Raw genomic sequence first — 22,668 nt, forward strand, 5'->3', positions numbered from 1 at the left:
CCAAAAAGAGTATCATGATAACCAAACATAAACTGTAGGTAGAGAAAAGAGGTTGCTGAGGTTTGAGTGAACAAATCAATTGCAGGAACTGTCATGAACTGATTCCGTATCGTTCCAAAACGTGTCCAGCTTGCGGGATTGAGAAGCCGCTTCCGAAAAAGGAACGTGTGAAGGATCGGGTGATTTTGGTTGTGGCAGGGATTGTTGTGGTGCTGCTTGCTGCAATGGTACTTGGAATGGCGAATGCCTATATTGGGGTTTTTAAATAAACGAAAAAGGAGTTCCGCTAGTGGGAACTCCTTTTTTGATCCGCTTTTATTTGTTTTCAAATAAGCTTGTGGAATGAAGAGGCTGTACACGGGCTTTCGGGTCCATGTAGGCTTTCGCATTGTTGACAGCCGTTGGTGCTTCACCAAATCCGCTGGCAATCAATTTGACCTTTCCTTCATACGTGCAGATGTCTCCTGCCGCATAGAAGCCTTCAATGTTTGTTTCCATTGTGGATTTCACGACGATCGAGTTCTTTTCGATTTCAAGACCCCATTGCTTAATTGGACCAAGGGAGGAAACAAAACCAAAGTTGACGATCACGTCGTCCACATCAAGCACTTGTTTTTTGTCGCCTTTGACTTCTTCGAGCACAATCTGTTCAATGCGGTCTTCACCAATGAGCTCAGTTGGGACAAATGGCGTCACTACATTGACTTTCGAATTGTGCAGGTTTTCTACACTGTGCTCATGGGCGCGGAATTTATCACGGCGGTGAATAATGGATACTTCTTTTGCGATAGGTTCAAGCATCAGAGCCCAGTCCACTGCAGAGTCTCCGCCGCCAAGAACGGCCACACGTCTGCCGGCAAATTGGTTCAAATCATTAATGAAGTAATGCAGGTTGCTTCCTTCAAATGATTCTGCTGCACCTAGCTCAAGCTTTCTCGGTTGGAATGCACCGTTACCAGCTGTGATGATGATCGTTTTAGAATAATGAATCTCTTGATTTGTCACAAGTTTAAAAATGCCATCTGCCTGCTTTTCAACCGTTTCAACTGCTTGCTCTAAGCAAATGGTTTGATCAAATTTATCCATTTGTTCCTTTAAGTTATCAACTAATTCTTGTGCGCGGATTTTTGGAAAACCAGCCACATCATAAATGTATTTTTCAGGGTAAAGAGCGGATAATTGACCGCCGAGCTGAGGAAGGCTTTCAATGATTTTCACACTTGCCTGTCTCATGCCACCGTAAAACGCAGTAAACAATCCTACTGGGCCGCCCCCGATAACGGTAATGTCATATACCTTAGAATCTTCTTGCATTCCTTTAATCCTCCCAAATGAAAATTGTTATCACTATATCATATCATACCACATATCGTCGTTTGACTTGTTTTGAAAAACTTGTCGTTTTTTGATGCCGAAGCTTTGAAAAAGAGGAAAAAGCGAGAAAGACCGTTTATCATAAGGATTTTCAGTTTAAAGCCTTGAAAAAAGGAGCAGAACTCGCTATTATTGTTAAGGGAACTAAATATTAATTTTTTATGAATTTTTGTCGGATACGGTCAAATGCTTTCGTTTTATGTAGGTGAAAGTTCAGATTTTCACATACTTATTTTTTTGTTTAAATTTCATAAAATGCCGGAAAGCGGTTGAGAATAGCAATATGTAATTCTTTATCCGTTTTACAGCAAATTTAAAAAAGGTGGATGTGATTCCAGTGAATAAACCGAAAATCGTTGTATTAGGTGCAGGTTATGGCGGATTAATGACTGTAACAAGATTAACAAAACAGCTTGGCACAAATGATGCGGACATTACTCTTGTGAACAAGCATAATTATCATTACGAAACAACATGGTTACATGAAGCAAGTGCAGGTACACTTCATCATGACCGCTGTCGTTATCAAATCAAAGATGTGATTAACAGTTCCCGTGTCAACTTTGTACAAGCAACAGTTGAAAGCATTAATAAGGAAGCAAAGAAAGTTGTGACATCAGATGGCGAACTTTCTTACGACTACCTTGTTGTTGCACTTGGTGCTGTTCCTGAAACATTTGGTATTGCAGGACTGAAAGAATATGCATTCTCAATCTCTAATATCAACTCTGCTCGTCAGCTTCGTGAGCACATTGAGCTTCAATTTGCGACGTATAATACGGAAGCTGAAAAACGTCCAGAGCGCTTGACAATCGTTGTCGGCGGTGCAGGCTTCACAGGTATTGAGTTCCTTGGTGAGCTTGGAAACCGTGTGCCTGAGCTTTGCAAGGAGTATGATATTGATCAAAAAGACGTACGTATCATCTGTGTAGAAGCTGCACCAACAGCTCTTCCAGGATTCGATCCTGAATTGATCGACTATGCAATGAACTACCTTCAAGGTAAAGGTGTTGAGTTCAAAATTGGTACAGCGATCAAAGAATGTACGCCTGAAGGCATCATTGTTGGAAAAGACGATGATACAGAAGAAATCAAAGCTGAAACTGTTGTTTGGGCTGCTGGTGTACGCGGTAACCCAATCGTTGAAGAAGCTGGATTTGAAAACATGCGCGGCCGCGTAAAAGTGTCTCCAGATCTTCGTGTACCAGAAAATGATGATGTATTCATCATCGGTGACTGTTCATTGATCATCAATGAAGAAATCAACCGTCCATACCCACCAACTGCACAAATCGCGATGCAGCAAGGTGAAACAGTAGCGAAAAACCTTGCAGCACTAGTTAAAGGTGGTTCTCTTGAAAGCTTTAAGCCAGACATCAAAGGAACAGTTGCTTCTCTTGGTGAACACGACGCTGTAGGTGTTGCGTTTGGTAAAAAACTTCAAGGAACAAAAGCTTCTGCAATGAAGAAAATCATCGACAACCGTTCTTTATTCATGGTTGGCGGCCCAGGACTTGTTCTGAAAAAAGGAAAATTCAAGTTCTTCTAAACCGATATAGACAAAAACGTGTATCCTCGTGATACACGTTTTTTTATGGCATATTTTCTTACTTGGTCATCGGAAGCAAAGTATGGTATGATAAATTATCAGAAAATTTAGATTAAGGGAGTGAGCAATATGAATGCACATACAAAAGAGAAGAAGACCACCTGTCTATATTGTTCGGGGAAAGGATATTTTCAGCTATTGCTCGGCGGATCTGAAACATGTGAGGAATGTAAAGGGACAGGAAAGAAGCTTTAATCCAACTGCTTTTTCCATTGATTGACTTCATCTCTATTTCCAAGTTAAACTAATGATGGGATATTTGGGGGTGGAGATGAAGTGATCAGTTTACCAGTCGTTATCATTTCAGTTATTTTATTTTTCGTGTTATTCTTCGGTATTGGCTTTTTGCTCAATATGCTGCTGAGAATGTCATGGATTATGGCTATTTTATATCCAATTGTATGCCTTTTCATTATCAATAATCAAAAGATGATCGCTTATGTCAGAGAACCGGGCATTGCTTTTTCAGGGATAGGAGAACGCATTGTCTCTCTCGCTGCGGCAGATATCATTATCTTGTTAAGCGGTCTGATTGGTGCAATTGCATCAGGTTTTGTCATCAATGCACTTCGAAAAAGAGGGTATCAAATGTTTTAACTCACTTGTAGACATGCAAGTGGGTTTTTTTGTTTCTCCTTTGCATAGTTTCCATTTTGTTTGGAAACAAATAGATGGGTAGAGGAGTGACAAATAAAGATGAAAACATGGATGAAACGATTGTTCATGACAGCCCTTTTCATGCTTGCTCTCTTGACAAGCTTTACGGGCATATCTGGAGTTGAACCAAGTGATTTAGCTGTCTGGGTGAAAGAGACTGACCCTGGCAAGCAAGTATCTTCTTTTTTCCAACAGCAAAAAAGGGAAACGATGGCACTCAAAAGTGATGACTTGCGGGCTGTTTCTCTCGAAGAAGCGTTTAATTGGAACGATTACCCGAAGCAAAAGGTTGTCGCCACAGGTTATACAGCAGGTGTGGAATCAACAGGTAAAACGAAGGAACACCATGCATATGGCATTACATATTCAGGCGTCAAAGTGAAACGTGACTTATATTCAACTGTGGCAGCAGACCCATCAGTCTTTCCGATTGGAACCGTGCTGTTTATCCCAAACTATGGCTACGGAGTGGTCGCAGATACGGGAAAAGCCATTAAAGGTCATAAGCTTGATTTATACTATGAAACCGTAGATGATGTGTATAGAGAATGGGGTAAAAAAGTGCTTGATGTGTATATCATCAAAAAGGGCGAAGGGACGTTAACGGAAAAAGACTTAAACCAGCTCAATGAAGCAGAATCAATGCAAGTGTTCCGTCAGCAGTTTCAAGCCAATAAAGAATAAAAAAGCTTTGGACAAGTTTTAGGTCCAAAGCTTTTTTCGCTTCTACATGAAGTAATAATCTAAGATGAGTGTCAGTAAGATCCCTGTTAAGCCGCCAAAGAAGACTTCAATCGGCTTATGACCAAGAAGCTCTTTTAATTTCTTTTGCTTTTCTTTTTCTTCTGCACTCGGGAAATTCTTTGCTTCAGAAACAAATCGGTTAAAATCTGTTACCAGCTTGTTAAGTACAGTCGCCTGTTCTCCTGCCTGTCTGCGCACACCTGTCGCATCGAACATGGTAATAATGGCAAAGATGGCGGAAATGGCAAAGATAGATGTATCTAGCCCGTGCTCTAAAGCCACTGCTGTTGAGAGTGCTGTTACGGCTGCGGAGTGTGAACTTGGCATTCCGCCTGTGCTTGTAATGAGCGACCAATCTAGTCGTCTAGAAATGATAAATTGAATCGGTACTTTTACAAATTGAGCAAAAAAGATGGCTGCAAGGCTGGCAAGCAGCGGAAAATTCATCAGTACGCTCATGAACAAGAAACATCCTCTCTGTAAGAAAAAATATGGTGCGAAATGATGGACTGTATACCCTAGTAAGATGAAAAAATGATAGCAGTATCAAATGCTGCCAAGTCCATGTTCAATTATAACATTAAAGAAAGTAGATGTGGAACGAGGAGAATGCAGGCGGGCTGCTCAAGTTTTCATCGCTTTTTTCATGATGCCCTTCCGCGTGTGAAAATATAAATGTTCATCAAGTAAAGACAGACTGGCAATGATCGTATAGGCACGTAAATTTTGATATAATAGAAGTTCCAATGTGAAAAATGGAGTTCATTGAAGGAGCGTGTGATAAATATGTTTTTCTCGACAAATGAATTGCAACATAAAGATACACTGGTGATCGGACTTTTTCAAAAGAGCCAATTATCAGGAAAAGCAAAAGAAATGGATGAATTACTTGAAGGAAGAATCACTGAATTATTAAAAGAAGGCGATATTTCATCTAAACGAAATCAGCTTTCGAAGTTTTTCCCATCCCCTGAGACAGGCATCAAACGCATTTATTTTGTCGGACTTGGGAAGGAATCAGATTACACGTTTGAAGAGGCAAAAGAAGGGTTTGCCCATTTATTTAAAAAGCTCCATCAAGATAAAAAGCAAGCGGTTTCGGTCTTGCTGGATACGTTTATTGGAAAGGATCTGCCTGCCCAAGATGCAGCCCATGCCCTTTCTGAAAGCTGCCTTTTAGCTACATATGAATTACAAGATTTTAAACATAAAACAAATGAACCGGATCGCTTCATCGAGTTTGTTTATGCAACGACGGATCATGATACAGCTGAAATTCAGGCAAGTCTGAAAGTGGGCGAGGTCTACGGACAGTCCGTCAATTCGGCCCGTACCCTTGTGAATATGCCGCCGAACATGCTCACATCCTCTGATCTGGCTTCGTACGCGGCAGAGCTTGCGTATAAATACGAATTTGAGATTGAAATTTTAGATAAAGAACAGATGGAAGAGCTCGGGATGGGCGGAATTCTAGCTGTCAATAGAGGCTCAACAGAACCACCAAAGCTGATCGTTCTGAAATATCAAGGCAAGGAAGAATGGACAGACGTCATCGGGCTTGTCGGTAAAGGTATCACGTATGATACTGGTGGCTATTCTTTAAAGCCAAGAGCCAGTATGGTTGGAATGAAAACGGATATGGGCGGCTCAGCCTCTGTTTTAGGTGCCATGGAAATCATCGGTGAACTGCGCCCAGAGCAAAATGTCATTGCTGTCATTGCCTCAACCGATAATATGATCTCGGCTGATGCCATGAAACCAGATGACGTCATTGTGTCGCTTAGCGGTAAAACAATCGAAGTACTGAATACGGATGCAGAGGGTCGTCTTGTTTTAGCAGATGGGGTGACATATGCGAAGCAGCACGGTGCCTCGGTTCTTATAGACGTGGCGACATTAACAGGCGGAGTCATTGTGGCACTTGGAAATGAGACAACAGGCGTCATGACGAATAACGATGAACTATATGCTCAGTTTAAAGAGGCATCAGAAGAATGCGGTGAAATGATTTGGCAGCTGCCAATCACTGAAAAAGATAAAAAGCGCGTACGAAACAGCAAAATGGCGGATCTCAATAACTCACCAGGCCGCGATGGTCATGCGATCATGGCAGGAGCATTCATTGGTGAATTCGCTGAGGATACGCCTTGGGTTCACTTAGATATTGCAGGAACAGCAACAACAGAAAAGCCTTCATGCTTTGGGCCAACAGGGGCGACAGGTGTGATGGTACGGTCATTGGCCACATTTGTGGAACGATTTGAAGGAAAGAAATAAAGGATCAGGCTCTGCCAAATGGCGGAGCTTTTTTTATGTAGGACATACGCCATTTGACGAAGAAAATTTTCTATGGTAACATACGTTGGTACTTTAATTATCTACTACATTAGTAAACTAAAGGATTTCGGGGGTTTCACCATGAATGCAGTTGTTTTAGCGGTTGTTTTAATGTTGATATTAAGCTTGCTGCGGGTCAATGTCGTGATTGCGCTGGCACTCGGTGCTTTAGCTGGCGGACTTGTAGGTGGATTAGGCCTGGGAGGAACAGTGGAAGCCTTTACTGACGGGCTCGGAGGAAATGCGACAGTTGCCATTAGCTATGCACTTTTAGGGGCATTTGCTGCGGCGCTGACAAAAACGGGTCTTCCAGATGCCATGGTTGAAGGAGCAGTGAAGCTTCTAGGAAAAGAAGGCGACTCAAGAAGAAAAACATTATCAAAAGTACTGATCATTCTTGTGATTTTGATCGTATCTTGTTTTTCACAAAACGTCGTTCCTGTTCACATTGCCTTTATTCCGGTCTTAATTCCGCCATTATTAAAAGTGTTTAACGAGCTTCAAATTGACCGCAGACTGCTAGCGTGTGTCATGACCTTCGGACTCACTGCACCATATATTTTACTTCCAGTCGGTTTTGGACAGATTTTCCACGGAATGCTCCGTGATAACATGAAAGAAGCAGGATTGACTGTTCAATTAACAGATGTTCCATTGGCCATGCTTATCCCTGTAGGGGGCATGATGCTCGGGTTGCTTGTTTCCCTTTTTGTGTATCGGAAGCCAAGAGTATATGAGGATCGAGATATCACGGACGTAGAAAAATCAGCTTATACAAAAAAGAGCTTATTGTTCGCAGTGCTGGCTATCTTAGTATCACTCATTGTCCAGCTTTATTTATCTCAAAGCCTTGGCGTGGAAGGAATGATCTTCGGTGCACTGGCAGGCCTTCTTGTTCTGTTTGCCACAGGCATGATGAAACGAGATGAAGCGGATGCGCTGATTACTTCCGGTATGAATATGATGGCATTTATCGGCTTTGTCATGCTTGTAGCGGCTGGATTTGCCAACGTATTAACGAAAACAGGAGATATTGAACAACTAGTGAAAGCATCTTCTCAGTTCATTGGAAACAATCAAAGCGTAGCGGCCATTTTAATGCTATTAGTTGGTTTACTTGTGACAATGGGGATCGGTTCATCCTTTGCGACGATTCCAATCATTACAACCATTTTTGTTCCGTTATGTATGCACTTAGGATTTAGCCCACTAGCCACCATTGCCATTATTGGTTCAGCTGCGGCTGTTGGGGATGCAGGTTCACCTGCAAGTGACAGTACGCTTGGACCGACATCTGGGTTGAATATGGATGGACAGCATCACCACATTTGGGGTACTTGTGTTCCAACCTTCGTATTTTATAATGTTCCGCTTGTCCTGTTCGGCTGGCTTGCGGCAATTATTCTTTAACATGAAAGCTTGTAGAGAAAACGTTGTTTTTTCTATAAGCTTTTTTTGTGATGTTTTATCCATTTGTTCACTTTCTGAAGGTGAAAAATAATTAGGTCTAAAGTATGAATTAAATGAATCTTTCTTTCTCTTTCTTACGTATATATGCTGATAAAAATGAAAAGGGGAAGATGAGAGATGTCTTTTTTTAAAAAGCTAGCGGCAAGTGCTGGGATTGGTGCAGCGAAAGTAGATACTATTTTGGAGAAAAACGCCTATTATCCAGGACAAGAGGTAAGGGGAACCGTCCATGTAAAGGGAGGGAAAATCTCTCAGGACATCCGCTATATCAATGTCAAGATTCAAACACAGTATGTGATTGTGAAAGATGATGAAGAGCATAGAAAATATGTGAATATCTTTACTTTACGGGTGACGGATTCTTTTACCATCCAGCCTGGAGAAAAGCATGAATTTCCGTTTTCATTTATTCTTCCTATCGATACCCCGATGACGATCGGAAAAGTAGAAATTGCAGTAATGACAGACCTTGATATCCAAGGAGGAATCGATAAATCTGACTATGACCGCATTTTCGTTGAAGCACATCCTTGGGTGAGAAATGTACTGGAGGCCACTAGAAATCTTGGCTTCCACCTGAACGAAGCAGACTGTGAACAAGCGCCTTACTTCCAGCGCCGACTGCCATTTGTTCAAGAATTTGAGTTTATTCCGACATCAGACTACTATCGCTATATGCTTGATGAGCTAGAGCTGATTTTTCTGATAGATGAAGGCGGCTTAGACATTGTGTTTGAAGTCGACCGCAGAGCAAGAGGCCTCAGAGGGTGGCTTGAGGAGATGTATAACGATGGAGAACAGCTGGTACGCTACCGCTTCAGTCCAGCAGATCTTGAAGATGTAGAAGTGCTTGAGGGAATGCTAGAAGGAATCATCGATCAATACGCTGAATAAATGATGGAAAAAGAGCCTGAATGGAGACAGGCTCTTTTCTATGCGACTTGTAGATGATGTCTGCCCTTATGATGCGGCTTGTTGTTTTCGAAAGGACGTAGCTTTTGAAACAGAGCGATAAATTTTAGGTGCCAGCATCGCAAGTAATATCGTCAATGCGTAATCTTTCACCATAAACCAGATCATAAAAAACCACGTGGTTTGATAAGAAATTGGGGCATTTAGCCACACATTTAATGCGAGGTACGTATAAGTCGTTCCGATCACATACATGACGGTCGTACCTGCAATAGCTGCAAGCAAAAAGCGGCCAAAGCCAGGGTTTTTTCTTTTTTCTAAAATGAATCCAGCTAGCCAGGCAGCAGGAATATACGATAAGATAAAACCACCGCTTTTGCCTAAAATCACCCCAAAGCCTGCTGAAAACTGTGCGAATACAGGTGCGCCAGCAATTCCAACCAAGGCATACACAATCATCGCTAATGCGCCAAGCCGTCTGCCGAGCAAGAGACCAGCAAGTACACAAAAAAACGGCTGCATTGTAAGTGGAATTCCGCCGACCTGCAAAAACGGCACAATGGATGTGATATTGGCTCCAATAGCCATGAGTGCAGCAAACATTCCGACTAGCACAAAATCAGCGGTTCTTGTTTTCTGTTGCATGATGTTTCCCCCTGTCTTATCTTACAAATAGATTAAGGGGATGAGAAGTATTTGTCAACCTGTTTTTATTATTGGTTAACAAAAAACCCACCCATGAAAAGGGCGGGTCTGTATTAAGCTTCTGTCATAGAAGACGCATCGATCGCTTGATGAACAGGCACATAATCATAGCCGAGATCACGAGCGACGGCTTCATATGTGATATGTCCGTTCATGACATTGACACCTTCTGCGATGGCTTTGTTTTCTTGAATGGCTTTTGCAGCGCTTTTATTAGCAATTTGCAGTGCGTAGGGAACGGTGACATTCGTTAAAGCAACAGTTGATGTCCGTGGAACTGCTCCAGGCATATTGGCAACTGCATAATGTAAAATACCGTGTTTTTCATAAGTAGGCTGATCATGTGTTGTGATATGATCTATTGTTTCGACAATGCCGCCTTGGTCAATCGCTACGTCTACTATGACGGAACCAGGCTTCATTTGCTTCACCATTTCTTCCGTCACAAGCGTTGGTGCTTTGGCACCTGGGATCAGCACCGCACAAATGAGAAGGTCTGCCTCACTGACTGAATCAGCAATGTTTACTGGGTTAGACATTAACGTTTTCATTTGATGACCAAATTGATCGTCCAGCTGACGCAAGCGTTCTGCGTTTACGTCAATAAGAGTGACATCTGCGCCAAGCCCAATCGCCATTTTCGCTGCGTTTGTTCCAACAACACCGCCGCCTATAATTGTGACTTTCCCTCTTGATACCCCTGGTACGCCTGCGAGCAAGATGCCTTTACCGCCTTTTGGCTTTTCTAAAAATTGTGCACCGATTTGAGCGGACATTCTGCCCGCCACTTCAGACATAGGTGTTAAGAGAGGGAGTGATGTTCCGTCCGTTACTGTTTCATAAGCAATAGCTGTGACGCCTTTTTGTTTTAAAGCTTCAGCCAAGGAGGGCTCTGCGGCAAGATGCAGGTACGTAAATAAGATGAGTCCTTCTCTGAAATATGAATATTCCTCAGGTAATGGTTCTTTTACCTTCATGATCATATCAGAAGATGCCCACACATCTTTCGCTTGATCAAGAATTTCTGCACCAACAGATACATAATCGTCATCAGTGAATCCGCTTCCAAAACCAGCGTTTGTTTCAATTAAAATCTGATGTCCAGCTGAAAGTAATTGAGAAGCTGCTCCTGGTGTTAATGCCACTCGGTTTTCATTGTTCTTAATCTCTTTCGGAATGCCGATGATCATGTTTATTCCTCCCATGCTTATCTATTCATATTGTATGTCTAGTGTATCCTGAATGTTTAAAAAATGCTTCGGTTGAAATAAAAAATAAAAAAACGCCTCTTTGTGAAATTTCACAAATGGACGTTTTTTAGCTTCATATCAAGGTATATGGTCATTTTCTCATTCATGTTTTTTAAATCTATTTCTGCAATGTCTGTAATACGTTTTAATCTGTAATTCAATGTATTGATGTGGATGTTTAATTGCTTTGCGGCAATATTGGCATTGCTGTCACAGTCAATAAATCGTTCAAGGGTTTCGACTAGGTTGGAATGATGCCTCAGGTCGTAATCTTCCAGCTTTGATAAAGAATAACTGGAGTAAGATGAGCCCCTTCGTTTTTCAGCGAGGACATCTAAATATTGATAAATACCAAGTTCAGAAAAACTGTGTAAACGTTCGGTTTCAACAGGAAAGCGCTCTTTTGTTTTTAATACAGCCAGTGCTTCTTTATAGGAAGGCTGAATATAAGAGATGTTATCGTAAATTCCACCAATCGCTGCTTGAACGTGATGGATATGATACCGGTCAGACAGCTGCTGCAGCATGCCGCTCGTGAATTGTTTAATATCGTGCAGCGGGTGTTCCGTTTTGGGTGAGACAAGAATAATGAATTCGTGAAAATCAACAGTTGTTAACAGCACTTGGACTTGCTGCGTTGTTTCAAGCAGGTAAGATAGCTTTTTTTCTGTGTCTTCTGTGAGTTCGTCACGAAGGCGGAAGATGATGATGGCATACGTGTCTGGACATCTGATGCCAAGTCTTAAAAATAGGTCTAGCATCTCATCCTTTTCATGAATATGACCTGTGAGCATCTTCCAGAAAAGCTCCTGATTGCGTTCTTCTGTTTTCGTTTTGCGAATTTGTAAGTTAAGTAATTTGTTTTTAACAGCATGTGCTGCCATTTTCAGAAGGTCCATTTCTTCTTCTGAAAAAGGCTGTGTGGACTCAATCGCCCAGATAAAACCGAGTACTTCTTTGTCCTTCCAGATTGAAATGGCAACCCTGCTAGATAAACCCACCTCTGCAATTTGAGGGACACGAAGCGGTTCGTCTGTTTTAAGGAGTGTAGGAATGATACCGTCCTTCCAAAGCCGATTAATGACTTTTTCCGGTACACGGCGGGAGATAATGGTTGAAGTTCTGGCGGGATCAGTAAAATCATTATGAGTGCTATAGGCCAACAATCGATGATGCGTATCTTCTATAGTAATAGGGCAATTGAGCACATCACTAATTTGGTCTGCCACATCCTCTAAACGATCAAGACTATACTTGAATGGATCTGTCTTTTTTGTCATAAAAACCCCTGCTTTTTCGAATATTTCACGTACTTACATTATGAAGAGAAAGAGGTACGTAAATCAATAACAAAATGCCATAAATTTAAAAAAAGAGAAAGCCCAGAGAAGCAAGCACATCGATGCTGAATGAAGGCGAAAAAGAAATAGTACAATAATAACGTAGTAAAAAATCAATAGGCGGAAAGATTCAGTGAAGTGTGTCTACACTTATTAAGAATATATGACCAAAAAAATGTTAAATACTAGATAAAAAGCGAAAAAACAGTAATTCTATAGACTCATTTTGTAAAATAAAAACAGATTTGTTTGACTGTGTATCATTTCTGTTTTTATAATAATAACGTCAAAAAATAAGTGGATTAGCCCATTATATGGCGGCTATGCACGGGAGGTAATGAGGAATATGTCAGGAATTATTCGCGTAACCCCAGAAGAACTAAGAGCGACCGCTAAGCAATATGGTGTTGAAAGTCAAGAAGTGTTAAACCAAGTTGATCGTCTAAATAGAATGATCTCTGATTTAAAAGGAATGTGGGAAGGTGCTTCTAGTGAAGCATTTGCTGATCAATACGAGCAGTTAAAGCCTTCATTCATCAAAATGTCTGATCTACTAACAGATGTCAGCAATCAGCTTGATCAAACGGCAAATACACTTGAAAGCACTGACCAAGACATCGCAAGCCAAATCCGCGGCTAATCAAAGGGATTTCCTTTCTAAGTGTGAAAAGCAGAAAAAGCGCCGAGTGTGTCAATGGATGCCGGCGCTCTTTCTATTTTGTGAGGTGGAAATTTGTGTATATCGATATTACCATCGACTTAAAAAATTATGATGGCAGTGTGTTTGATTTGAGACTATCAAATTATTTACATATTAAACAAGTCATCCATATCGCCTGGCAGGCAAAACAAATCTCACTTCCTAAGCGAGAAGGCGGCTGGGTGCGAGTAGTCAATAAGAAAGCTGTGTTTTCAGGCGAATATAAGCTGTCAGACTGTGGAATCACCACAGGAGACAGGCTGGAAATACTATGAAAGGACTTTTGTAAATGGCAGATAAAAAGAGTTCCTATTTAGAAGAACAATTAGAAGCAGTTATGAAAAAAGAGGGTGGCGCCTACAGCTTCATTTTTCAAAGAGAGACAATTAAACTCTTAGACGGTTTAGAAGCGGCACCGATCAAAGACATCAATCCTTCATTCAAAAAAGAGATTCAATTAACTGAAGATGAGGTCATCATTTCTATTCAACCGCCTCCTGCCTATCAGGAATTTCGTTTCATCCATGCAAAGGATGAAAAAAGCAAATGGATTTTTTCATACCAGCTTGTCGATGCAGTTTGCAAACACGACGTGAAGCGGCTGCATCCTATTGTTTCTCCTGAAAACATTGTTTTTCATCAAGGCTTAGCTCCTGCATTTTTGCATTACGGGGTCAAAGAAAGCATCCCGCCATATGAAACGGATGACCATCGTTTATTAAAAGAAGTCAAAGCCGTCATTCTTCGAGTGGTGGACCATGAATATCAGTTTCAGGAATATGTGGCATACAGTGAGACGCTGAAATTATCTGAACTGGCAAAAGAAATCGTTGAAACGCAGTCGCTGGAAGAATTGTCTGCCCTCACTCAGCAAAAAATCGAAGCGATTGAAACGAAAGAGAAAACGCTATTAACCATTCCGAAAAAGAAATGGAAGATCGAACGATATATCGGGCTAGGTCTGCTTGTCCTATTAATCCCTGCTTTGGTGTACACCATATACACCTTCTTTTTTGCGATGCCGAAACACGAAGCGTATGTCGAGGCAAACAAATATTATCTCAACAAACAGTACAGCCAAGTGGTGGATACGTTAGAAAAATATTCAGCCAATCAAATGCCGGTCTCTCTTCAATATGAACTGGCCATTTCGTATGTACAAACGAATCAAGGCAACCTGTTACTCGATCAGCATAAAAAAGAAATCACAGATACATACACATTACAGACTGATCCTCAATATTTCCTTTTCTGGATTCATATTGGACAAGGCAATAGCAAGGAAGCACTTGATATTGCACGTGTACTTGGAGACGACCGGTACATATTCACGGCACTCGTCGCCTACCGCAATGACATTCAAAACGATGACAGTCTTACTGCAGAAGAAAAACAAAAACAGCTAGACCCGATTATTAAGGAAATGGCGAAATATGAAGAAAAAGAAACAACGGAGACAAGCACCAACGACTCCTCGGGCGCAAGCCAAACAGATGAAACAGCTGAACAAAAAGAGCAGTCAAAAGCCGATCAAGAGAAAAAAGAGAAAGAATCTGAAGCGAAAAAGAAAACCTCTCAGACGAAAAAAGATGAGAAAAAATAATTCTTTCGATACAACTGACAGTTGCTGCTGTCCCATGAGGAGGTGGAGCGTTTGAGTCTTCTTTGGGTTTTTTATGAGGAGGATTATCAAACCGTCCGTTTAGACGAGCAGTTCAATCGAGAAGCTGTGATTGGACCTGAAATAGAGCATACGGTGACAATCCCTACACTTTCGTTTGATGAAGGGGTCATCCGTTTATCTCCCGATAAACCGAATGATGGCTTTTCCATTTATCAGGGTGAAGGGAAGAAAGGCACATTACTTCTACATGAACCATATAAACTTGGATCACTTACACTTATGTTAATGGAAGCACATCATGACCAACACATTTATTACCTAGGAAATAGAGTCGAGCTGTCTTTTTCACGTGAGAACAAAGATGAGATCGATGTGTGGAAAGAACAAGCGCATTCCATGTTTCAAGATGCGAGCCAGTTTACTTTGGAGAAGATCGAAGGAACTTGGTATGTCATGCCTCAGGACGAGACGATTTATGTGAACGGGAAAAAAATCCATGGTCCAGAGAAGGTTTATACTGGAGATGAACTGTTCTGGAACTTTCTAACGGTGACATTGAAAGATGATGATTTATTGCAGGTGACTGCATATGAACCATTTCAAACACGTTTGGAAAAAACAAGAGCACCAAGCACAGAAACAAAACAAAAATATCCTTTATATAGACGAACACCTCGTTTAATTTATGACCTGCCAGATGACCGGGTATCCTTTAGCTTTCCTTCGCAGGAGAGTGAAAATAACAGCAGAGGGCTTTGGCTTGTTGTCCTTCCGCCGCTTGTGATGCTTCTTGTGATGGGGATTGTCGCTCTTGTCCAGCCACGCGGGATCTTTATTATCGTGTCGATGGCGATGTTTATCATGACATTAATCACATCGTCCGTTCAATACTTTAAAGAGAAATCACAACGCAAAAGACGGGAAGAGAAACGGCAGCGAGTCTATTCTCTATACTTAGAAAATAAACGAAAAGAGCTGCAAGAGCTCTACGACCGCCAGCAATATATTTTGACGTATCATTATCCGTCATTTGAACAAATGAAGTACTTAACGTCAGAAATTAGCGGCCGAATTTGGGAAAAAACACTTGTGAGTGACGATTTCTTGCAGCTGCGTCTTGGGACGGGTGCAGTCCCATCAAGCTATGAATTATCGATGAGCGGCGGCGATATGGCCAATCGTGACATGGATGACTTAATGGAACAAACGCAGCACATGCAAAAGGTCTATCGTGAAGTGAAGGATGTACCCATTACATTTGGTCTTGCAGATGGCCCAACAGGCTTGATTGGAAAGCCAGCGATTGTGAAAAAGGAGCTTCATCAGCTTGTTGGACAGCTTGCTTTCTCGCACAGCTATCACGATTTGAGATTTGTCTTTATCTTTCATGAGCAGGAGTATGAGAATTGGGAATGGATGAAATGGCTTCCGCATTTCCAGCTGCCTCATACATACGGCAAAGGGTTTATTTACAACGAACAAACACGCGATCAGCTGTTGTCCTCGATTTATGAAATTTTACGTGAACGTGATTTAGAAGAAGAAAAAGAGAAAAAAATCTTTACGCCTCACTTTGTGTTTATCGTGACAAATCACGAGCTTATTGCTGAACATGTGATTTTAGAATATTTAGAAGGCAGCCGGACAGACCTTGGCATCTCAATTATTTTTGCTGCTGAAACAAAGGAAAGCTTAGCTGAAAATATCTCGACGCTTGTCCGTTATATTAACGAAGAAGAAGGAGATATTCTCATTCAGCACAAGAAAGCCGTCCGAATTCCATTTCAGCTTGATACACATGAGCGCGGGGACAATGAGCTGTTTGCCAGAACGCTGAGAACATTAGATCATCAAGTTGGCATGACCAATTCGATTCCTGAAACGGTCTCCTTCCTTGACCTTTTTCATGCCAAACAGGTAGACGAGATTGGTATTCGTGAAAAATGGCTCACATCAGAAACGGCCAAATCACTATCTGTGCCAATCGGTTATAAAGGGAAAAATGACATTGTGGATCTGAATCTGCATGAAAAAGCACACGGTCCGCACGGCCTGTTGGCGGGAACAACAGGATCAGGGAAAAGTGAATTTTTACAGACGTACATTTTATCGCTCGCTGTACACTTTCACCCGCATGAAGTCGCTTTCCTGCTGATTGACTATAAAGGAGGCGGAATGGCGCAGCCGTTCCGAAATATTCCTCATTTACTTGGCACCATCACCAATATTGAAGGCAGCAAAAACTTTAGTGAAAGAGCGCTTGCCTCAATTAAAAGTGAATTGAAGAAAAGACAACGGTTGTTTGATCAATATCATGTGAATCACATCAATGATTATACGAAGCTCTATAAGGAGAAAAAGGCTGAACAGGCAATGCCTCATTTATTCTTAATCTCTGATGAGTTTGCTGAATTAAAAAGTGAAGAGCCGGACTTTATCAGGGAGCTTGTCAGTGCTGCACGTATCGGCCGAAGCCTCGGGGTCCATCTCATTTTGGCTACCCAAAAGCCAGGCGGGGTCATCGATGATCAGATTTGGAGTAACTCCCGCTTTAAGGTCGCACTAAAAGTACAAGATGCGTCAGACAGTAAGGAAATATTGAAAAATAGTGATGCGGCGTCCATTACCGTTACAGGCCGCGGCTACTTACAAGTGGGAAACAATGAAATTTATGAATTGTTCCAATCAGCTTGGAGCGGTGCGCCATATATGGAAGATGGCTACGGATCAGAAGATGACATTGCCATTGTGACAGATACTGGACTCATTCCGTTATCAGGGGTAAGTACAGAGCCGGCAGTGAAGAAAGAGACAGTATCGGAGATTTCTGCTGTTGTGGATGAAATTGAACGTATGCAGCAGGAGCTTGGGATTGAGAAGCTTCCAAGTCCATGGCTTCCACCGCTTGAAGAACGGATTCCAAAAACACGTTATGCGTCGAGTGAAGAGCATGTCTTCCATTTTGCGCTTGTCGATGAGCCAGATCAGCAAAGCCAGCATCCACTTTCTTATCAAATGATGGAAGATGGGAACATTGGCATCTTCGGTTCCTCCGGCTACGGCAAATCACTTGCTGCGACAACACTGCTCATGAGCTTTGCGGAGAGATATTCACCTGAAGAATGGCATGCGTATATTTATGACTTCGGAAACGGGACATTGCTTCCGTTAGCCAAGCTGCCGCACACGGCGGATTATTTCTTAATGGATCAAATGAGAAAGATTCAAAAGTCAATGACGCGTTTGCGGGAAGAGGTTGAATACCGCAAGCGGTTATTCAGGCAGCAAGAAATGAGTCATATCAAAATGTACAACGCCTTAAATGAGAAAAAGCTCCCGTTCATTTTCATCGTGATCGACAACTTTGACATTGTCAAAGACGAAATGCATGAACTTGAATCTGAATTTATCCAGCTGAGCCGTGATGGACAATCATTAGGAATTTACTTCTTGATTACAGCGACTCGGGTAAACGCAGTCCGCCAATCTCTTATGAATAACCTGAAAACAAAGGTTGTTCATTACTTAATGGATCAAGGAGAGGCGTATTCGATTATTGGCAGACCGAAATTCAGCTTAGAACCGATTCCAGGACGAGTCATTATCAATAAAGAAGAGCTTTACTTTGCGCAAATGTTCCTGCCAGTTGAAGGAGAGAACGATCTCGAACTGTTTGAGCATTTGAAAGAAGAGATACAGCTTCTTCATGATCGCTTTGAATCAGCTGAAAAACCAAAGCCTGTGCCAATGCTTCCTGATAAACTGACCATTTGGGAGCTGGAGAGTCGTTTAGAAGAACAAAAACAGCCGTATGACATTCCAGTCGGACTAGATGAGGAATCTGTTGCACCTGTTTACTTTGACTTGAAAAAGAATAAACACTGCCTCATCATCGGTCAAACGCAGCGAGGGAAAACAAATGTGACAAAACTGATGCTTGATCAGCTTTTAGCAGCAAGACCTGAGAAGCTGGCCGTGTTTGATTCGATTGATCGGGGTCTTTCCCATTATGCAAAGGAAGAGAATATCGATTACCTTGAAACAAAAGATGATATCACTGAATGGGCAGAGGAAATAGACCGTTTATTCAAGGTGCGGGAAGAGATGTACGTCGAAGCTGTACGCAGGGGAGAGACCGATCAGTTGTCGTTCCCTCAAATTGTGCTTGTGATTGATGGCATTACGCGTTTTCAGCAGACGATCGATCCGCGTCTTCAAGATCAATTGGCTGATTTCATGAAGTCATATGCACACCTAGGCTTTAGCCTGATCGCATCAGGGAATCATACCGAATTCAGTAAAGGCTATGATGCACTCACAAACGAAATTAAACAAGTTCGTCATGCCATGTTACTCATGAAAAAATCAGAGCAAAACATCATACCGCTTCCATATGCAAGACAAGAACCAGATATTCAGCCAGGGTTCGGGTATTTGGTTGAAAACGGGAAAGAGAAGAAAATCCAGGTTCCTTTATGTGCGGTAGAAAGGAAGAGTGTTCAATGACAGAGCAGCAAAAAAGCTCCATCAAAATCGTATCGACCATGATATTGATTCTTGTTCTGCCGGTTTTATTTTTCCACCTCATTGGAGATGACCCGGCAAAACAGAAAAAGAATGCCACACGTAATATTGCTGTGGTCAATGAAGATATGGGAGCGAGCGAAAGTGAAAACACCGCTCGTTTCGGACAGGATGTCGTGGCAGCATTATCAGAGCGTCCAGATTATACATGGACCGTAGTGAATCGCAGTGCGGCGGAAAATGGACTGAAAAACAGAAAGTATGACGCTGTCCTCTATATTCCGTCTGATTTCTCTAAAAATGTGCTCAGCTATGATAAAGACCACCCTGAAAAGGCATCCATTCAATTTTCTATTCAAGACCAGCTCAATTCAGTCAATAAAGAGAAAGTGCAAAGAGAGCTGGAAAATGCGCAAAAGAAAATGAATGAACAGATGTCAACGTTATACTGGAGTTTTGTATCACAGGAAATCGGCAATGTTAGAGAAGAGTTTGAGCATATTGTCGGCAAAGAAGTCGAATTCCAAAACACAATGTATAATTTCTATAAGCCGAACTCAAACAAACTATCAGATGCCGTTCAGCAGCAGAAGAAACAAATAGAAGAATTAAAAAATGCGATGACCGATTCACAGAAACAGTATAAAGACGGTTTGAGTACAACAGAAGAAGCAAAGAACCAGTTAAAGGACTTTGTGAAAGCAGTCGATCAATACCAGCAGTATCAAGACAAACAAAAGGATCTCTTGATCAAAGCGCAATCGACAAGTCAAAAACAAATCCAGCAAGGGCTCAAACAGCTTGCTGATATTCAAAACCAAAATGCCCGCCGCTTTAGTGATCAAATGGGTGGACTAAAAACAGACATCAACGGGGTACAAAGTCAGCTGAACACAACTGACAGCGCCATTCAATCTGTTCAAAAGTCGAGAGAAGACGCTATTCCTAAGCAATCAACGGGATTAACGGAACTTGTGAAGACGTCTCAGGAAGAACTGATTATTAATTATGAAGCTCAATATCTTGCATACATAGGGAATAAAATTACTCCGTTGCAAGAGCAATTGAAAGCTTCAAGAAATGCACTGCTTAATGCAGAGAAACCTTCAGAGGATCCGAATGAGGATTCGAATAATCAAGATGAAGACCCTCAAGACTCGACAGACGATTTGAAAATAGATCTTGAAGAAGAGACTATGAAATTAACTGAAATCTCAACAGAAATAAATCAAGTGGCAGATGAGTTGTCAGAAAATGAAGAAACGATAACACCTACTCCAGAAAATAGTGAAGAAAATCCAAAACAAACTGGGGAAACCAAATCAACGTCAGTTCAATCAAAAGAGCAACTAAAAGCACTATCCCTAAAATTAGAAGAAGTGAAAAAGAATATTGAGGAGAAAACTACAGCTCATAATGATCAATTACAAGGAAAAGTCGATCTTTTGAGTAAAGAATTAAAATCTTTAACAGGTAAAATAGACAAACTAGAAGAAAAAATAATAAGAATAGAAACTAGCAACAATAAAAACATAAGCGATATAAAGAAAACCATTAACAAACAAGAATCTGCTATTACAAGAAAATTAGAACGAATAGATACAACTAAATCTCCATTAAATCAATATACATCGAAAATGGATAAACTTGAGGATTTTAATACAAATTCAGAAAATGCATCTGAGTTATTAAAGTATTCAAATGAATTAGCGCAGTATGAAGCATTACTTAACAGCTTCTATCCAAAGAAGGAGCCATCATCTTTGGTCGATACCAAATCAGATGAAATCGAATCCATCCTCTCCATCAAAAAAGAGGAAACAGAAAACTGGGATACGCTCAAAAAACAAATGCTGACGTCAAACGATGATGTGTCTACTTTTATTGATGAGATGCAGAAGTTTTCAGATGGCTATGCAGAATACATTTCGACTCAGCAGGCAAGCATGGAACAGGAATTAAATACAATCTCTGAAAGTGCGGACAATGTTGCGGAGCAAATGGCTGATCAAGGAGATGCAGTGTATACGGCAGACCTTGCAGGCAGTTCAATTGTTGTCAGTGCACAGGATTCAATTGGTCAGGAAGTGCTTCGTCTTTCTGAAAATATGAGTTCGTTAACCGACCGCCAAAAAGGGGTGGCGGATTATACGAATAACATTGAAGAGAGTGTGACAACAGTTCAAGAAAAAGCGGATACGCTGAATGAAAACTGGAGCAAGAATGTCAACTCTACGAAGCTTGTTCAGCAAGATTTGAAGGGTATTTTAGGAAACACATTGAGTGATCAAGGCAACAGCAACTATGTGTATAACCACTTAGCCAATCCGCTGAAAATCAGCGGTGATGTGCCGGAAGAAAAAACGCAGACTGTACCGCCAGTGGTCATTTTGGTCATTGTGATGATCAGCAGTTTGTTAATTGGCTTTTTCAGCTCGTATTATGCGGCAGCTCCGATGCTGGTTAAAGGTGCACTGTTTGGCATCTTAAATCTATTAGTCGGACTCATGATCAGCTTGTTTGGACTGAACATTTACAAGCTTGCAGATGATCAAGCGATTCAGTGGTCCATTTTCACGATTTTACTATTAGTGGCTTGTTCCGCCTTTATTCGCACGGCGTTCCTTTTCGGCTCTATTGCCGGATGGATGGCAGCAACGGCGCTTATTTTCTTCTTTGTCGCACCATTAATTGATTTGGTGATGCCGAATTTCCATTTCATAAATCCAGTGACAGACGTGTACCTGTCCATCCAATATGGAAATGGAGATCACTTTGGAATGGGTGTTATAGGATTAGTGATTTTAACTGTCCTCTTCATGGCCATCCCGCTTGTGACAAAGCTATGGAAAGATAAAACGGAGGAACGTGATATGACTCATGAGGCTTAATCTGTTCGTGAAAGGGGTGGCACTTGGTGTCATGTCTCTTTTTCTCCTCATTCCTGCTGCTTTCGCTGCTGGTGAAGATACGGATACAAATGTCAAGCCGAATGAATATCAGGAAAAAGAACTCAATATTAACTCAAGTATATTGAGGGATCAAACGAAATACGAACAAAGCAAAAAGACATCAACAGTCAAAACAGACATTCATTTTGCTGAACCGCCTAAAACTCCGGGAGGGTCTCTTTCTCCGCAGCTTTTCAGTGATCTAAAAGAGAACCCGCCCAAAACATCAGCTCACATGATGGAAGAGATGAATATCTCTTTTCGTGATGCCGCTGTATCAGCACCTTCTGGCGATGATCACAAGAAGCAGACATCAGCACTGCTTCCGATCATCTTTGGTTTCTTAATCGTCTTTGGCATTGTCGTGATGTTCATTCTGATTCCTAAGGTGAATGTGAAGGCTGAAAAGAAATAGCCTGTCTCTTTGAAAAGAGGCAGGCTTTTCTTATGCAGATTGCTTGATGTCATACC

At 41.5% G+C, this 22,668-nt stretch carries 19 protein-coding genes; 14 read left to right on the forward strand and 5 right to left on the reverse strand.

The window, feature by feature from the left end; translation table 11 throughout:
• Window positions 1-62: 62 nt before the first annotated feature.
• A complete protein-coding gene (locus C6Y06_RS04245) occupies window positions 63-269 on the forward strand; it encodes a hypothetical protein (protein ID WP_012011136.1) in 207 nt (68 codons plus the stop codon).
• 46 nt (window positions 270-315) lie between these two features.
• On the opposite strand, the gene yumC is transcribed toward C6Y06_RS04245, so the two are convergent.
• Window positions 316-1,314, reverse strand: a complete 999-nt coding sequence (yumC, locus tag C6Y06_RS04250; protein WP_034659862.1) for a ferredoxin--NADP reductase 2 — start codon at window positions 1,312-1,314, stop codon at window positions 316-318.
• 391 nt (window positions 1,315-1,705) lie between these two features.
• Here yumC and C6Y06_RS04255 point away from each other — a divergent pair, with 391 nt between their 5' ends.
• From C6Y06_RS04255 to C6Y06_RS04265, 4 genes are all read left to right on the forward strand, one after another.
• Window positions 1,706-2,923 (forward strand): NAD(P)/FAD-dependent oxidoreductase, encoded by a 1,218-nt coding sequence (locus C6Y06_RS04255; protein WP_161937191.1) that lies wholly within the window; start codon window positions 1,706-1,708, stop codon window positions 2,921-2,923.
• A gap of 129 nt (window positions 2,924-3,052) precedes the next feature.
• Window positions 3,053-3,178 carry a YuiA family protein gene (locus C6Y06_RS20010; RefSeq protein WP_181185437.1) on the forward strand — a complete coding sequence of 42 codons (126 nt, stop codon included), beginning with the start codon at window positions 3,053-3,055 and terminating at the stop codon, window positions 3,176-3,178.
• A gap of 81 nt (window positions 3,179-3,259) precedes the next feature.
• The gene (locus C6Y06_RS04260; RefSeq protein ID WP_034659859.1) at window positions 3,260-3,580 is read left to right on the forward strand and encodes a YuiB family protein; all 321 of its coding nucleotides are present in this window, start codon (window positions 3,260-3,262) and stop codon (window positions 3,578-3,580) included.
• A 99-nt stretch (window positions 3,581-3,679) separates the two neighbouring features.
• A complete protein-coding gene (locus C6Y06_RS04265) occupies window positions 3,680-4,324 on the forward strand; it encodes a 3D domain-containing protein (RefSeq protein ID WP_106036546.1) in 645 nt (214 codons plus the stop codon).
• Between the two features lie 42 nt (window positions 4,325-4,366).
• Here the strand turns inward: C6Y06_RS04265 and C6Y06_RS04270 are convergent, their stop codons facing one another.
• Window positions 4,367-4,843, reverse strand: coding sequence for a divergent PAP2 family protein (locus tag C6Y06_RS04270; RefSeq protein WP_034659857.1), 477 nt, complete (start codon window positions 4,841-4,843; stop codon window positions 4,367-4,369).
• 327 nt (window positions 4,844-5,170) lie between these two features.
• Here C6Y06_RS04270 and C6Y06_RS04275 point away from each other — a divergent pair, with 327 nt between their 5' ends.
• The 3 genes from C6Y06_RS04275 (at window position 5,171) to C6Y06_RS04285 (ending at window position 9,085) form a co-directional block, all read left to right on the forward strand.
• On the forward strand, window positions 5,171-6,661 hold the full coding sequence (locus C6Y06_RS04275; protein WP_066030456.1) for a leucyl aminopeptidase: 1,491 nt from the start codon (window positions 5,171-5,173) through the stop codon (window positions 6,659-6,661).
• Between the two features lie 141 nt (window positions 6,662-6,802).
• Window positions 6,803-8,131 (forward strand): Na+/H+ antiporter family protein, encoded by a 1,329-nt coding sequence (locus C6Y06_RS04280; protein ID WP_060597228.1) that lies wholly within the window; start codon window positions 6,803-6,805, stop codon window positions 8,129-8,131.
• A 177-nt stretch (window positions 8,132-8,308) separates the two neighbouring features.
• Window positions 8,309-9,085: a sporulation protein gene (locus tag C6Y06_RS04285; RefSeq protein WP_106036547.1), complete on the forward strand. Its 777-nt coding sequence runs from the start codon at window positions 8,309-8,311 to the stop codon at window positions 9,083-9,085.
• A gap of 66 nt (window positions 9,086-9,151) precedes the next feature.
• Here C6Y06_RS04285 and C6Y06_RS04290 read toward each other — a convergent pair whose 3' ends face one another.
• The 3 genes from C6Y06_RS04290 to adeR all read right to left on the reverse strand — a co-directional run bounded on the left by C6Y06_RS04290 (window position 9,152) and on the right by adeR (window position 12,338).
• A complete protein-coding gene (locus tag C6Y06_RS04290) occupies window positions 9,152-9,748 on the reverse strand; it encodes a biotin transporter BioY (protein ID WP_106036548.1) in 597 nt (198 codons plus the stop codon).
• Between the two features lie 113 nt (window positions 9,749-9,861).
• Window positions 9,862-10,998 carry an alanine dehydrogenase gene (gene ald / locus C6Y06_RS04295; protein ID WP_034659850.1) on the reverse strand — a complete coding sequence of 379 codons (1,137 nt, stop codon included), beginning with the start codon at window positions 10,996-10,998 and terminating at the stop codon, window positions 9,862-9,864.
• 110 nt (window positions 10,999-11,108) lie between these two features.
• Complete coding sequence (adeR, locus tag C6Y06_RS04300) at window positions 11,109-12,338, reverse strand: sporulation transcriptional activator AdeR (protein ID WP_034659848.1); 1,230 nt, start codon at window positions 12,336-12,338, stop codon at window positions 11,109-11,111.
• A gap of 406 nt (window positions 12,339-12,744) precedes the next feature.
• Between adeR and C6Y06_RS04305 the strand changes: the two genes are divergently transcribed.
• From C6Y06_RS04305 to essA, 6 genes are all read left to right on the forward strand, one after another.
• Window positions 12,745-13,038 carry a WXG100 family type VII secretion target gene (locus tag C6Y06_RS04305; protein WP_003213769.1) on the forward strand — a complete coding sequence of 98 codons (294 nt, stop codon included), beginning with the start codon at window positions 12,745-12,747 and terminating at the stop codon, window positions 13,036-13,038.
• Window positions 13,039-13,133: 95 nt separating this feature from the next.
• Window positions 13,134-13,373, forward strand: coding sequence for an ESX secretion system protein YukD (gene yukD / locus C6Y06_RS04310; RefSeq protein ID WP_003213579.1), 240 nt, complete (start codon window positions 13,134-13,136; stop codon window positions 13,371-13,373).
• Window positions 13,374-13,387: 14 nt separating this feature from the next.
• A complete protein-coding gene (gene essB, locus C6Y06_RS04315) occupies window positions 13,388-14,701 on the forward strand; it encodes a type VII secretion protein EssB (RefSeq protein ID WP_034659846.1) in 1,314 nt (437 codons plus the stop codon).
• 51 nt (window positions 14,702-14,752) lie between these two features.
• Window positions 14,753-19,228, forward strand: coding sequence for a type VII secretion protein EssC (gene essC, locus C6Y06_RS04320; protein ID WP_106036549.1), 4,476 nt, complete (start codon window positions 14,753-14,755; stop codon window positions 19,226-19,228).
• Window positions 19,225-22,137: a type VII secretion protein EsaA gene (gene esaA, locus C6Y06_RS04325; protein ID WP_106036550.1), complete on the forward strand. Its 2,913-nt coding sequence runs from the start codon at window positions 19,225-19,227 to the stop codon at window positions 22,135-22,137. The genes essC and esaA overlap by 4 nt, the downstream gene beginning before the upstream one ends.
• Window positions 22,127-22,612, forward strand: a complete 486-nt coding sequence (essA, locus tag C6Y06_RS04330) for a type VII secretion protein EssA (protein ID WP_034659843.1) — start codon at window positions 22,127-22,129, stop codon at window positions 22,610-22,612. The genes esaA and essA overlap by 11 nt, the downstream gene beginning before the upstream one ends.
• Window positions 22,613-22,668 lie beyond the last annotated feature (56 nt).

It is taken from the genome of Bacillus sp. MZGC1, assembly GCF_002998605.1.
Lineage (GTDB): Bacteria > Bacillota > Bacilli > Bacillales > Bacillaceae > Bacillus.